Annotated in this window: 17 protein-coding genes; 5 read left to right on the top strand and 12 right to left on the bottom strand. The window is 46.0% G+C overall.

The window, feature by feature from the left end:
* Window positions 1–300: 300 nt before the first annotated feature.
* The gene (locus tag AZH43_RS13555) at window positions 301–1,314 is read left to right on the top strand and encodes a pirin family protein (protein ID WP_067670566.1); all 1,014 of its coding nucleotides are present in this window, start codon (window positions 301–303) and stop codon (window positions 1,312–1,314) included.
* Window positions 1,315–1,346: 32 nt separating this feature from the next.
* Window positions 1,347–1,799 carry an AAA family ATPase gene (locus tag AZH43_RS13550; RefSeq protein ID WP_067670564.1) on the top strand — a complete coding sequence of 151 codons (453 nt, stop codon included), beginning with the start codon at window positions 1,347–1,349 and terminating at the stop codon, window positions 1,797–1,799.
* Here AZH43_RS13550 and AZH43_RS13545 read toward each other — a convergent pair.
* From AZH43_RS13545 to AZH43_RS13495, 11 genes are all read right to left on the bottom strand, one after another.
* Window positions 1,796–2,101: a hypothetical protein gene (locus AZH43_RS13545; RefSeq protein ID WP_067670563.1), complete on the bottom strand. Its 306-nt coding sequence runs from the start codon at window positions 2,099–2,101 to the stop codon at window positions 1,796–1,798. The two genes, AZH43_RS13550 and AZH43_RS13545, sit on opposite strands and share 4 nt — an antisense overlap.
* Window positions 2,102–2,251: 150 nt before the next feature.
* Entirely contained in the window at window positions 2,252–2,671 is a 420-nt protein-coding gene (locus AZH43_RS13540) for a F0F1 ATP synthase subunit epsilon (RefSeq protein WP_067670561.1), read from the bottom strand.
* Between the two features lie 27 nt (window positions 2,672–2,698).
* Window positions 2,699–4,093, bottom strand: a complete 1,395-nt coding sequence (atpD, locus tag AZH43_RS13535; RefSeq protein ID WP_067670559.1) for a F0F1 ATP synthase subunit beta — start codon at window positions 4,091–4,093, stop codon at window positions 2,699–2,701.
* Window positions 4,094–4,119: 26 nt separating this feature from the next.
* Window positions 4,120–4,989 (bottom strand): F0F1 ATP synthase subunit gamma, encoded by an 870-nt coding sequence (gene atpG, locus AZH43_RS13530; protein WP_067670557.1) that lies wholly within the window; start codon window positions 4,987–4,989, stop codon window positions 4,120–4,122.
* Between the two features lie 90 nt (window positions 4,990–5,079).
* Window positions 5,080–6,624, bottom strand: a complete 1,545-nt coding sequence (atpA, locus tag AZH43_RS13525; protein WP_067670555.1) for a F0F1 ATP synthase subunit alpha — start codon at window positions 6,622–6,624, stop codon at window positions 5,080–5,082.
* A gap of 43 nt (window positions 6,625–6,667) precedes the next feature.
* Window positions 6,668–7,204, bottom strand: coding sequence for a F0F1 ATP synthase subunit delta (locus AZH43_RS13520; protein WP_067670553.1), 537 nt, complete (start codon window positions 7,202–7,204; stop codon window positions 6,668–6,670).
* 11 nt (window positions 7,205–7,215) lie between these two features.
* Window positions 7,216–7,686: a F0F1 ATP synthase subunit B gene (locus AZH43_RS13515; protein ID WP_067670551.1), complete on the bottom strand. Its 471-nt coding sequence runs from the start codon at window positions 7,684–7,686 to the stop codon at window positions 7,216–7,218.
* 38 nt (window positions 7,687–7,724) lie between these two features.
* Window positions 7,725–7,970: a F0F1 ATP synthase subunit C gene (gene atpE, locus AZH43_RS13510; RefSeq protein ID WP_000424060.1), complete on the bottom strand. Its 246-nt coding sequence runs from the start codon at window positions 7,968–7,970 to the stop codon at window positions 7,725–7,727.
* A gap of 86 nt (window positions 7,971–8,056) precedes the next feature.
* Window positions 8,057–8,932, bottom strand: a complete 876-nt coding sequence (gene atpB, locus AZH43_RS13505; RefSeq protein WP_004649569.1) for a F0F1 ATP synthase subunit A — start codon at window positions 8,930–8,932, stop codon at window positions 8,057–8,059.
* A gap of 104 nt (window positions 8,933–9,036) precedes the next feature.
* A complete protein-coding gene (locus AZH43_RS13500; RefSeq protein WP_067670549.1) occupies window positions 9,037–9,435 on the bottom strand; it encodes an ATP synthase subunit I in 399 nt (132 codons plus the stop codon).
* A 170-nt stretch (window positions 9,436–9,605) separates the two neighbouring features.
* Window positions 9,606–10,445, bottom strand: a complete 840-nt coding sequence (locus AZH43_RS13495; RefSeq protein WP_067670547.1) for a metal ABC transporter solute-binding protein, Zn/Mn family — start codon at window positions 10,443–10,445, stop codon at window positions 9,606–9,608.
* A 138-nt stretch (window positions 10,446–10,583) separates the two neighbouring features.
* On the opposite strand from AZH43_RS13495, the gene AZH43_RS13490 reads away from it, so the two are divergent.
* The 3 genes from AZH43_RS13490 to znuB are packed head-to-tail and all read left to right on the top strand — an operon-like array spanning window position 10,584 to window position 12,646.
* Window positions 10,584–11,078, top strand: coding sequence for a transcriptional repressor (locus AZH43_RS13490; RefSeq protein WP_067670545.1), 495 nt, complete (start codon window positions 10,584–10,586; stop codon window positions 11,076–11,078).
* Complete coding sequence (znuC, locus tag AZH43_RS13485) at window positions 11,063–11,842, top strand: zinc ABC transporter ATP-binding protein ZnuC (RefSeq protein WP_106386943.1); 780 nt, start codon at window positions 11,063–11,065, stop codon at window positions 11,840–11,842. The genes AZH43_RS13490 and znuC overlap by 16 nt, the downstream gene beginning before the upstream one ends.
* A 3-nt stretch (window positions 11,843–11,845) precedes the next feature.
* Window positions 11,846–12,646 (top strand): zinc ABC transporter permease subunit ZnuB, encoded by an 801-nt coding sequence (znuB, locus tag AZH43_RS13480; protein ID WP_067670540.1) that lies wholly within the window; start codon window positions 11,846–11,848, stop codon window positions 12,644–12,646.
* 267 nt (window positions 12,647–12,913) lie between these two features.
* On the opposite strand, the gene AZH43_RS13475 is transcribed toward znuB, so the two are convergent.
* Window positions 12,914–13,534 carry a LysE family transporter gene (locus AZH43_RS13475; RefSeq protein WP_067670537.1) on the bottom strand — a complete coding sequence of 207 codons (621 nt, stop codon included), beginning with the start codon at window positions 13,532–13,534 and terminating at the stop codon, window positions 12,914–12,916.
* Window positions 13,535–13,656: the final 122 nt, after the last annotated feature.

Raw genomic sequence — 13,656 nt, 5'->3', positions numbered from 1 at the left:
GGGTTGGTGCAAATTTTCTTGATTATGCAATCTCTAAAAAATGTCMRAAWAATDTGAAVAVCADAKGGTTTCAACCCAATCCAAAAGGGGAAATTGGGCGGGCATGCKGAYCAAAAGCAGCAGTTCAGACAGGCAWAAACCCAGCCAGTCCAAAATACTGGGCTAAAAAACACATYCAGATGCCCGCCGATCTATCGGCGGGCATCTTACAGTTCAGCTACAGACCGCTTATAAAAAAGTTCTTAAATTAAACAGCATCATGCCCCAATAAAAGCAATGAAAATTTAAGGAGTATTGTCTGTGAGCAACCCTGCAATCTATTCGCTTACCCCGATTACATTCCGTTTAGATTTAAAAGATCCATTTATCTTTACAGCTCACCATATTGACCATTTTCCTGAAGGCAATAGCCAGCTTGGCCCCAATACACCCGCCGAGCAAAAAGAATTCAGCATGTATTATGGCGATATCGTTCCGGGCTTTCCCGAACACCCTCACACAGGTTTCGAAACGATTACTTTGGTCGAGCAAGGCACGGTGGATCATTTTGATTCACTGGGCAATGGCGGACGCTATGGCGCAGGCGATGTACAGTGGCTCAGCACCGGCAGCGGCGTTGAGCACTGCGAAATGTTCCCGCTGCTGCATGAACATCAGCCCAATCCTTTTGAGCTGTTTCAAATCTGGTTTAATTCATCCCCAGCACAGAAAAAGGCGCCGCCAGATTACAAAATGTTTTGGCGCGAAGATATACCGCATGTTTATGAAACCGATGATTCAGGCTTAACTGCGGATGTTCGGGTTATTTCCGGCCAATTTAAAGATACTGCTGCTATTTCCCGCCCGCCAAATTCATGGGCTGCCCCATCTGAAAACCGCGTCAATATTTATTTAATCACCCTGCCGCCGCATGCTGCGCTGACTGTGCCGGCCACCACCGCCCGCTCCAACCGCTTTGGCTATTTTTATCAAGGCAGCACCTTAAGCATTGAAGATCAGCAAATTCAGCGCAAATATTTGGCTGAATTAAAGCCAGACTCCGACATTCGGCTGCAAGCCGGCTATTCAGAAGCGCGCATATTATGGATGGAAGGCGAACCGATTGGCGAAGATGTCGCCATGCGCGGACCCTTTGTCATGAACACCGTACAGGAGCTGGATGATGCTTTCCGCCGTTACCGCGCGACCCGTTTCGGTGAATGGCCTTGGTCGAATCCGGCACCCGTCTTTGACCGCAAGCAGCCGCGTTTCGCCAGCTATGATGGCGGCAAACGTGAAGAATATCCTGAAGAACCCGAAAAAAATGCAGTATGATTAAACGGATTGCTTAAAAAACGGTACCAAATATGCAGCTGATTATTTTTACTGGAGCGCAAGCTTCTGGAAAATCGAGCTTTTATCTGCTGCATCTGTACCACAGCCACTTGCGCATTAATTTAGACATGCTGAAAACGCGGCATCGGGAAAACATCATCTTCGAAGCAGCTTTATCCTCTAAAACCAAGATGGTCATTGATAACACCAATCCAACCAGAGCAGATCGCGCACGTTATATACAGCGCGCCAAGGATGCAGGTTTTGAAATTATTGCGTATTATTTTGAGACCGATCTGCTCAGCACCTTAAAGCGCAACCGTTTTCGTGAAGGCAAAGCTCTTATTCCAGAGATCGGCGTGCGGGCGACCTATAAAAAGCTGGAAATTCCGAATTTAAATGAAGGTTTTGATGAAATCTTTACAGTCAAAATCATTGGCAAGGGTGAATTTTCAATTTTCTCTTTAACCCAATCATCAGATTAACCTGCTTTCTGGCGCTGCTGCCATGCTTTAAATGCTGACTGCATCGCTTGCCGTTCGTAAGGCTTAACAGTTCTGCGCTCCATGTGTGAAAAATCGCCTTTATAGGCCAAAGCGACCAAGGATTTTGCCAATTCATGAATGCTGGCATGGCCGCGGTGTTCATAGCCCTGTATTTCTTCCTGCGATAAAGCAAAATCCCAGCAGGAGACCACCGAACTCATATCAATGGCCAGACTGAGATAATACCGATCATCATCCCGATACAATTCCCAAAAGTGCGGTTCAAAGGCGATGAGGTTCATATCGATTTATTCAGTTGAAAGTTAACTCAGACTAATTCAAGCCGTGAATAAAACATATGCAACTTTAGATATTTTTCTGCACTTTACAGCATCATTTAGACATAAAAAAAACCGCCCTTCCGGGCGGTTTTTTCAATCTCAAACTGCGTCTTATTGAGCGCGGTTTTTGATTTTGCGGATGGTTTCCAGCTGAGCAACAGTTTCTGCCAAAACGGCAAGCGCTGCTGCGGTGTCCAAATCGCTCTTTTGATTTGCAAGCAAAGCTTCAGCGTTTTTACGCGCTTCTAAAATTGCAGCTTCATCTAAGTTTTCTGCACGAACTGCTGTATCAGCAAGAATCGTAACAACATGCGGTTGAACTTCCAGAACACCACCAGATACATAGATTAACTCTTCTGTACCGTTCTCCAGCAGAACGCGGATTGCGCCCGGCTGAAGTAAAGTTACTAACGGAGCGTGACCAGGCATAATACCCAATTCACCGCCAGCACCTTTTGCGATAAGCATTGTCACAGTGCCTGAGTACAAAGACTCTTTAACACTTACAACGTCACATTGCATAGTCGACATGTGAATCTCCTAAATTAGAGTTGCTAATTAAAGCTTCTCGGCTTTAGCAATCACTTCGTCAATACCGCCAACCATATAGAACGCTTGTTCTGGAATGTGGTCGTATTCACCAGCTAGAAGACCTTTAAAGCCACGAATCGTTTCTTTAAGAGATACTAATTTACCAGGCGCGCCAGTAAATACTTCAGCTACGTGGAACGGTTGAGAGAAGAAACGCTGGATTTTACGCGCACGGTAAACAACCAATTTATCTTCTTCAGCAAGCTCGTCCATACCTAAGATTGCGATAATGTCTTTCAATTCTTTATAACGCTGAAGAACGTTTTGAACTGAACGGGCAATTTCGTAATGCTCAGCACCAACAACCAGTGGATCTAATTGGCGTGAAGTTGAGTCAAGTGGATCGATCGCTGGATAAATACCAGAAGATGCGATGTCACGGCTCAATACTACAGTTGCGTCTAAGTGAGCAAATGTAGTAGCAGGCGATGGATCCGTTAAGTCATCGGCAGGTACGTATACCGCTTGGATTGACGTAATAGAACCAGACTTAGTCGATGTAATACGTTCTTGTAGAACACCCATCTCTTCTGCAAGAGTTGGCTGGTAACCTACAGCAGACGGCATACGACCTAACAATGCTGATACTTCAGTACCCGCAAGTGTATAACGGTAGATGTTGTCTACGAACAATAGTACGTCACGGCCTTTGCCGTTTTCGTCTTTCTCGTCACGGAAATATTCAGCCATGGTCAAACCAGTCAACGCTACGCGTAAACGGTTACCCGGTGGCTCGTTCATCTGACCGTAGACCATTGCTACTTTGTCTAGAACGTTAGAATCTTTCATTTCGTGATAGAAGTCATTACCTTCACGAGTACGCTCACCAACACCAGCAAACACAGATAAACCTGAGTGAGCTTTCGCGATGTTGTTGATCAATTCCATCATGTTTACAGTTTTACCAACACCGGCACCGCCGAACAGGCCAACTTTACCGCCTTTCGCAAACGGGCAAAGCAAGTCGATGACTTTAATACCAGTTTCTAAAAGGTCAGTAGAAGCTGCTTGTTCTGCATAAGAAGGCGCTTGACGGTGAATCGGCAAACGCGCTTCAGTCGCAACTGGACCAGCTTCATCGATCGGGCGACCAAGAACGTCCATGATGCGGCCTAAGCAAGCTGTACCTACAGGTACAGAGATTGGCGCGCCAGTATTCGTTGCGTTCAAACCGCGCTTAAGGCCTTCAGTAGAACCCATTGCAATAGTACGAACTACGCCATCACCAAGTTGTTGCTGAACTTCTAAAGTAGTTTCAGTGCCATCAACCTGTAGAGCGTCATAGATCTTAGGAACGCTGTTGCGCTCAAACTCGACGTCGATAACCGCGCCGATGATCTGAATGATACGACCGCTACTCATTGCTGTCTCCTCAATTCAAAATAATGTTAAACGGCAGCGGCACCGCCAACGATCTCAGAAATTTCCTGAGTAATCGCGGCTTGACGCAGCTTGTTATAAATAAGTTGTAGGCTCTTAATGATGTCGCCTGCGTTGTCTGTCGCTGCTTTCATAGCGACCATACGTGCAGACTGCTCACATGCGATGTTTTCAATCACGCCTTGATATACCACAGACTCGATATAGCGAACCAACAAACCGTTTAAAAGCTCTTCAGCTTCTGGTTCGTAGATGTAATCCCAGCCGTATTGACGGTTAAGAGTCTTGTCATCTTCAGCAGCAGCCAAAGGAACAAGCTGTTCGATTTTTTGATTTTGAGTCATGGCATTGACAAAGCCGTTTGACACTAGATAAATGCGGTCTAACTCGCCTCTATCATAAGCGTCCAACATCACCTGTACAGAACCAGATAACTGTTCAAGACCAGGAGTATCGCCTACGTTTGTAGTCGCACCCAGTACTTTACCGCCGTAGTTTTTAAAAAACGAAACCGCTTTTTGACCAATTAAAGCAAATTGAACTTCAATTGACTGCTCTTGTTGCTGCTGAACGTGTTTTACCACTTTTTTGAACAAGTTAATGTTCAAACCGCCAGCAAGGCCGCGATCTGAAGAAACAACGATATAGCCAACGCGTTTTACAGGGCGTTCAACCATATAGCGGTGTTTGTATTCAGGATTCGCTTGAACCAAATGAGCAATTACACGGTGCATATTTTCGGCATACGGACGGCCTTGAGCCATGCGCTCTTGCGCACGACGCATCTTAGAAGCTGCTACCATCTGCATCGCTCGAGTAATCTTCTGCGTGCTTTTGATACTAGCTACTTTGGCGCGAATTTCTTTTAAATTTGCCATACGCTTAACCTAGTATTCGAAAGCCCTTTCGAGCTTCCGAAGGTTGATTCCGTGAACCAAACCGACACTAAATTTCAAACCAGTTGAAACTTAGTAAGTTTGAGTCGCTTTAAAGCTTTCAATACCTGCTTTGAATGATGCTTCGATTTCTTTATCCCAAGCACCAGACTCGTCAATTTTTTGCATTAACGCAGCATTTTCTGAACGGAAGTAAGAAACAAGCGCAGCATCAAAGTCTACGATTTTCTTCACTTCAACGTCAGTCATGTAGCCTTCGTTAGATGCATAGATTGAAACAGCTTGGTCAGCGATTGAATATGGAGCATATTGTTTTTGCTTCATTAATTCAGTTACGCGTTGACCGTGTTCTAATTGCTTGCGTGTTGCTTCATCAAGGTCAGAAGCAAACTGAGCGAACGCTGCCAATTCACGGTATTGCGCCAAAGCGGTACGGATACCACCAGACAATTTTTTGATGATCTTCGTTTGAGCTGAACCACCAACACGGGATACAGAGATACCCGCGTTCACAGCAGGACGGATACCTGCGTTGAACAATGATGTTTCTAGGAAGATCTGACCATCAGTAATCGAAATTACGTTAGTCGGTACGAATGCAGATACGTCACCCGCTTGAGTTTCAATAATCGGCAATGCAGTTAATGAACCAGTTTGGCCTTTAACTTCACCGTTAGTGAATTTTTCAACGTAGTCAGCAGATACGCGAGAAGCACGTTCAAGTAGACGCGAGTGTAGATAGAACACGTCACCTGGATACGCTTCACGACCTGGTGGACGGCGTAAAAGCAATGAAATTTGACGATACGCAACAGCTTGCTTAGACAAGTCATCATAAATGATAAGCGCGTCTTCACCGCGGTCACGGAAGTATTCGCCCATTGTACAGCCAGAGTAAGGAGCCAAATACAGCATTGCTGCTGGATCAGATGCGCCTGCTGCTACAACAGTTGTATACGCCATAGCGCCAGTTTCTTCCAGCTTGCGTACAACGTTAGCGATAGTCGATTGTTTTTGACCAATAGCTACGTATACACATTTAATGCCAGAGTTTTTCTGAGCGATGATCGCATCGATCGCCATTGCTGTTTTACCAGTTTGACGGTCACCAATGATCAACTCACGTTGACCACGGCCTACAGGGATCATTGTATCTACTGATTTATAACCAGTTTGTACAGGTTCATCCACTGATTGACGCCAAATTACGCCTGGTGCTACTTTTTCAACAGCATCAGTTAATTTAGCATCAATTGGGCCTTTAGCATCAATTGGGTTACCCAAAGCATCTACTACACGGCCTAAAAGTTCTGGACCAACCGGAACTTCTAATACACGACCTGTGCAACGCGCTTTTTGACCTTCTTGAAGGCTTAAGTAGTTACCTAAAACAACGACGCCCACTGAATCCTGTTCTAGGTTCAGTGCCATACCAAATAAGCCGCCGTCGAATTCGATCATTTCACCGTACATAGCATCAGCTAGGCCGTGAATACGCACAATACCGTCGGAAACCATAACAATGGTCCCTTCGTTCTTAGCGGTCGCGCTGGTGTCCAGATCGCCGATACGCTGTTTAATGAGCGCACTGATCTCGGATGGATTCAGTTGTTGCATTGCGCTATACCTCAATCTTTTTTAAGTTCAGTCTTCAATGCGATTAGGCAAGAAGACGTGTCCGCATTTTTTCAAGCTTGTTAAGCGCAGAATCATCTATCACTTGGTCGCCTGCACGAATAACCACACCAGCAATTAGCTCTGGCTTAACTTCAACAGAAACATTTACAGCTGCTTCAAAACGTTTTTCCAACGCCTGTGCCAGCAATTGTTCCTGTACAGAAGTCAATGGGAATGCTGATTCAATCACAACATCCACAGTATTGTTATTCTGTGACTTGAGCTGCTCGTATTCTTCTGCAATTTCAGGTAAAAGCGCCAGACGGTCATTCTCGGCAAGCAATGTCAAAAAGTTTGACACCGCTGCAGTCTGATCTTCACCTAAAACTTTGGCAAAAACACTTACCTGCTCTGCAGGAGTAAGCTCAGGGCGATTCAAGTAAGCTGAAAATGCTTCATCTTGCACTGCTGCACTAAGCAAATCTAATGCATTTGACCAAGAGTCAACTGCACCTTGCTCAGAAGCATAAGCAAATGCTGCCTTAGCGTATGGGCGTGCCAACGTCAAGAGTTCAGCCATAATCGCCTCTCTTAAAGTTTAGCAGCCAGCTGAGTCAGCATGGCATTGTGAGCTTCTGCGTCAACTTGCTGGCTAAGAATTTTCTCAGCGCCAGTCACTGCCAAAGCAGCCACTTGTTGACGTAATTCTTCACGGGCAGAATTGATTTCAGTATCAACAGCTTCTTTAGCCTGTTGACGGATGCGCTCACCTTCAGCAGATGCTTGAGTACGCGCTTCTTCTACCAATTGTGCACCGCGGCGGTTCGCTTGTTCGATCAATTGAGCCGCTTGCGCTTTAGCTGCATCTAATTCAGCTTTTACTTGAGCTTGCGCATCGGCAAGATCAGCTTTAGCTTTTTCAGCTGCATTTAAGCCATCAGCGATTTTGCGCTGACGCTCACTAATCGCATTGATTAGTGGTGGCCATACGAACTTCATACAGAATGCGACGAAAATCGCAAACGAGATCGCTTGACCAATCAATGTGAGGTTAATATTCATTGCTATTCCTCAATAGTTTAATTTAGGAATTAAGCTGATTAACCTACAAATGGATTAGCGAAGATGAAGAACAAGCCAATACCAACACCGATCATAGGCACAGCATCTAAAAGACCTGCGATTAAGAACATACGAGTTTGAAGTTGTGGAGCCAATTCTGGTTGACGAGCAACAGCTTCAAGAAAACGGCCGCCTAGAAGACCAAAACCGATCGCAGTACCTAAAGCACCAAAAGCGATCAAGATAGCAGATGCAATTGCAACTAGACCTAAAGTGAGTTCCATGATAATTCCTCAGAGGTTAGGTTTTATACCAAGTTAAATTAAAAAAATTATGCGCCTAACCATCCATCGACAGTTAGGCAATACCATTAATGCTTTTCGCTTGCCATGCTCAAGTATACGATAGTCAACATCATGAAAATGAATGCTTGCAGCGTAATAACAAGAATATGGAAAATAGCCCAAGGCACAGATAACGCCCACTGGATCCAGAACGGCAATAACGCGATGAGGATGAAGATTAACTCACCAGCATACATGTTACCGAATAGTCGAAGAGCCAATGAAACTGGACGTGCAAGGAAAGTTACCAATTCCAGAATTAAGTTCACTGGAATAAGCAACGCTTTTGCAACTGGGTTACTTGGGTTAAATGGGTTAAGCGCCAACTCACCGACAAAACCGCCGATGCCTTTTTCACGGATACTGTAGAACAAGATCAGCACGAATACAGACAATGACATACCAAGAGTAATGTTAGGGTCAGTAGAAGGAACAATCTTGAAGTAAACGTGGTGCGGATCCATGCCAAATACGTTCGCGCCAATCAGCTGAGCCGTATAAGGAATAAAGTCAACTGGAATTAAGTCCATTGCGTTCATGAGGAAAATCCACACGAAGATGGTTAATGCCAATGGAGCAATCAAGCGTGATTTGCCATGGAAAGTGTCGCGGACACTTGAGTCAACAAACTCGATGATCATTTCGATTGCAGACTGGAACTTGGTTGGAACACCAGAGTTTGCAGCTTTCGCCACGCACCAGAACAGCAAGCAGAAAATCACGCCAAGCGTAATTGACCAACCCATTGAATCCAAATGAATAGCAGTGAACCCCATCTGTTGAGCTTCATCAGCAGTCTCAGCCAATTTCCATGAACCGTCTGGCATTTTGCCATAAGTCAAATTGGTCAAATGGTGCTTGATATACTCGGTCGAAGTAAGGGCATGTTCTTCAGCAGCCATAAATCACACCTGGTCAATGTCAAAAACTAAATGGAACTCACGAATATCGCGTGCTGCTTGATATCTCGCCAGCTCCTGAAAAAACTTTTCAATTTCAGCTGCGCTTAAACCCGTTTCTGCAGACGTGACGCCCAAAATGGAGCGACCCACGTCATGGCCTGAACGAGGATAAAGCCGCAAAATAATGCAGCCGGTGACAGCGGCTTTACATTGCTTAAAATTAAAATGAATCCAACAATCACAATTGCAAACTTGCCCATCATGCCACGATACATGTTGGACAGCACTTGTTTGGTGGCGCGGGCACCAGAGGCCCGAAACGACTGCCATGTAAAATAGCAGCTCGCCAGCCAGCATACCAGTGCACCCAAGGCCGCACTCCATGCTGCTACAGAATCTTTTAAGACCCATCCAATCAAGGCTGAAACAGGAATCATTAATGCTTGCAAGATGATCAAAGCTTTCGCTAATCGTCGATCAATCAAGCGACTAGTTCGGCTCATTTTTGTACACTCACAGCAATTATGCTTGACAAGTTTAGCTGATGATTATTTTTAATCGCAGGCATTATAGAGTTACACCCCTGAACATGCAATCATTTCCCGACCTAAGTCTTGTTTTTTTGCATGTTTGGACTGCTTTCAAATTAAACAGCTGTTGATTATTTTTTGCATTATTTCCGAGCATTTAGCACACAGCTGCGGGTTTGCTCGGCTAAAGTTTTCCACGCGTGGATAAAACTGGTCTCAGCGTTCATGCTTTCATCAACATGCTGAAAAATGATGGGATTCAGTTTTTGATACTGATTTTTACTGGCCTGCCCTTCTGCCAGCAGGCACATTTTGGCTTTTGGACGGCTGTCCTGCAGGTATTTAATTTGCGCGATAGTCGGCGCAATATGCGGGTCATCCGTTAAGGCGCCAGCAAACTTCAAATTCAATGGACGTTCCAGATACTGATATGCATCATGATAAGACCAGTAAGGCTGCGCAGCGCCAGCGCTGCTGACCTTGTATGACTCAGTCAGCATGTTGTGCGCAAAGGCTCTGGCATTGGCCCAGTACTGTTCGCGGTGCGCCGGCATTTGCTGCGAACGCAAGGCGGCAATAAAAAAGCCGATACGCACAGCATTGTTCGGTTCCAGCCATACATGCGTATCTACGGTATTCGGCAGCGCCTGCCCGCGCGGATTGCGCATCGGCAAGGTAGATAAAATGCCCGAATCCAGCAGCGCAATGCTCTTGCTGCTGCCAGACAGCAGTTTTTCTAATGGCGCTTCATGCGCTTTGCCCAGCCAAATGACTAAATTCGCATCCTGTACAATCTTGCGGTGCATCGGGGTCAGGCTGACATCATGCCCTGATTGATTTTTCAATAATAACGTCGGCTGCTCGACGCCCTTGGTCACTTCCTGCGCAATGAGATAAATGGGATGTGTAGAAACCACTAATCCTTGCGCCCAGCTGATCGAGCTGAAAAAAGCAAAAGCGCAGAAAGCCAAGATACGGGACATGAAGAAAATCACTAAAGAATGGGATAGTGTTATAATATAACAAAATCTCAAAAATACCTATGCCTGATCGAAACTTGCCTCGCTTCATGCTAAGATTTAAAGTCTTTTTCTTTTATAGTTTCGCACTTGAGGTTAATCATGAGCTCTTGTTCGCACGAACATCACAATGCATTGCATGGCGTACACGACCACCCGAATGTGGCGCAGCGGCTTGCAGACGCTGAAAGCATGTGTTCGGCTTCAGGCGCGCGCCTCACACCTTTGCGCAAGGAAGTGCTGGAGCTGATTTTAAATGCGGCAGGCCCGATGGGCGCATACGACCTTTTGGCAAAAATCAAAAGCGATTCTGACCGCCCTGCTGCCCCGCCGACGGTGTACCGCACCTTGGACTTTTTATTGGAAAAAGGCCTGATTCACCGCCTGACCTCAATTAATGCCTATATCCCCTGCTGCCATCCGCGTGAAGGGCATCAGGCCGCCTTTTTAATTTGCACCGAATGCAAAACGGTGAAAGAAGCTTCTGCGCAAGGCCTGCTGCAGCAGCTCGATGAATTGTCTGCGTCTGACCATTTCACCGCACATCACAGCATTATTGAAATTTCAGGAATCTGTCAGCAGTGCCGTACACACTAAACGCAAGCCCTCTGATTGAGCTCAAAAACATTCTGGTGCGCATTGATGAACGCGACATTTTGAAACATGTCGATTTCACACTGCATGACCGTGAAATTGTCACGCTGATCGGCCCGAACGGCGCAGGCAAATCCACCCTGATTAAAGTGCTGCTGGGAATTCTAAAGCCGCAATCCGGACAAATCAGCACGGCAAAGAATTTAAAATTCTCCTATGTTCCGCAAAAATTCAACCCATCGCACAGCATGCCCTTAAGAGTGTCGGATCTGCTGGCATTGGAAAAATGCAAAGCCTCTATAAAGGCAGAGATTATCCGTGATACCGGCATTGCAAAATTACAGAATGCCAAAGTGCAGCAGCTGTCCGGTGGCGAACGCCAGCGCGTGCTGATTGCCCGCGCCCTTTTACGCCAGCCGAATGTGCTGGTGCTGGATGAGCCAATGCAAGGCTTGGATATTCAATCTGAAGCGGAACTGTACGACTATGTGCGCAGCCTGCCTGAAAAATACGGCTGTGCCGTGCTGATGGTGTCACATGATTTACAGTGGGTGATGCAAGGCACACACCGCGTGGTTTGCCTGAACAAGCACATCTGCTGCAGCGGCTTGCCGGAAAATGTCCAGCAGCATCCCGAATATCAGGCGATTTTCGGCACCAACCGCGTGTTCTATCAGCATCATCATGATCATTGCGGCCATGGGGACTCTGCAACACCCTGCCAGCACGATCCGCGCCCGCACATCCACCCCGAACCGGAAGCTTAAGCCATGATGGAATGGTTACAACTGCTGTTGCCCGCATGGATTATGGGAACCTTATTGGTCTTTCTGACTGCGCCGCTGGGCTGCCTGATGCTGTGGCGCCGCATGTCTTTTTTTGCCGATACCATGGCGCATGGCACACTGCTGGGCGTTGCTATAGCCGGAGCGCTCAGTCTGCCGTTATGGATGGGCGTGACCCTTTTGGCTGTCATGCTGGTGGGAATTTTATGGATTCTACATGATCCCCGATTGCCGAATGATGCGCTGCTGGCGCTCTGCTCGGCCACCTTGCTCTGTTCTGGCCTTTTGCTGATTCAGCATTTGCCTGAGCTGCGCCCTGAACTGCTCAGCTACCTGTTTGGCGATTTATTGACGATTGCATGGTCTGACCTGCCCGTCTTCGCGGCAGTCATTGCGGTGGCTTTGGCTGTTCTATATAAAAGCTGGCAAGCGCAGATTCAAATTGCCATAGATCCAGACATTGCGATCAGCGAAGGCGTCAACGCCAAATGGCAGCGCCTGATTTTTATGCTGCTACTGGCCTTGTTCACAGTTCTGGCATTGCGTGCAGTCGGCTCTTTGCTGATGGGCGCTTTGCTGGTGATTCCTGCTTTAACAGCTCGATTGATGGCGAACTCACCTAAACAAATGGTGATTTGGGCATTTATTTTTGCCCAAATCGGCATTACCGTAGGCTTATGGTCCAGCGCTGGCCTGAATGTATCGACCGGCCTGAGCATTGTACTGACCATGGCGATTCTATTTGCCGTTATTTTTACCATGCAGAAAGTGAAAAAAATCGCTTAAATTTAAATATTAAAAAAACTGCGCTAGCGCAGTTTTTTTATGCTGTTTTAAAAACTATTTTTCAGTTTATAAAATCTAAGTTCAGGGTTTGGTTTGCCAATCCTAGCTATACGCCGCCCGCCACAAGAAATAATCCACTTTGCCGCGAAAGAAAAGATGGCGTATCAACACCACATGCCTATCGATATTTTTATATTGTTTATATTTTTAATGATTAGCGCTTTATTATAGAAATTATGTTTTTAATCTAAAACTTAGCTCAATTTGTTACTGATGCACGAAACTGAGCAAACTGGCCGCGCAGGCAAAAAGCACGGCAAAAGTCCGGTTCATATATTTTTGCTGTTCAGGCGACTTTAATAGACGAAGCACTTTGGCCGCCAATCCGGTATAGCCTGCCATCACGATTAAATCGATACTGATCATGGTCACTGCCATGATGACATATTGAATCCACTGTGGTTTAGACAAATCTAAAAACTGCGGTAAAACTGCCAATAAAAATACAATCGCCTTCGGGTTGCTCATATTGACCAGAAAACCGTTCAGTATCAGTTTACTGCGCGATTTATCCGGCAAATTCTGCTGGATTTCAATAGCCGTTGCTGGCGCAGTCCACTGCAAATACGCCAGATACAGCAAATATCCGACACCAAACCATTTCACGGCCAAAAATGCCATGGGCGTAGTGGCAAAAAGCACCCCTGCTCCAGCAGCCACAACTCCGATTTGCACCAGCAAGGCTATCTGCAAGCCTAAGGCATTCCAATAGCCGCGTTTAAAGCCATAATTGAGGCCGCTCGACATTGAGGCAATTGCGCCTGCGCCAGGAGAAATGCTGATGACCCAGCACGCCAGCATATAGGCCAGCCAAATTTGGAAGGACATAGAATTGAATGTATTAAGAAGACCCGTTTAATTATATGATATTTACAGCATTTAAACGGTGAAAATTGCCGATTAAAAATACCGCATGGGCTACCCTCATCAATTCTGATCAGGCACAATAG

It is taken from the genome of Acinetobacter pragensis, assembly GCF_001605895.1.
Classification (GTDB): Bacteria; Pseudomonadota; Gammaproteobacteria; order Pseudomonadales; family Moraxellaceae; genus Acinetobacter; species Acinetobacter pragensis.
The sequence above is the reverse complement of the archived record's forward strand: the minus strand, read 5'-3'. Positions and strand labels throughout refer to the sequence as shown.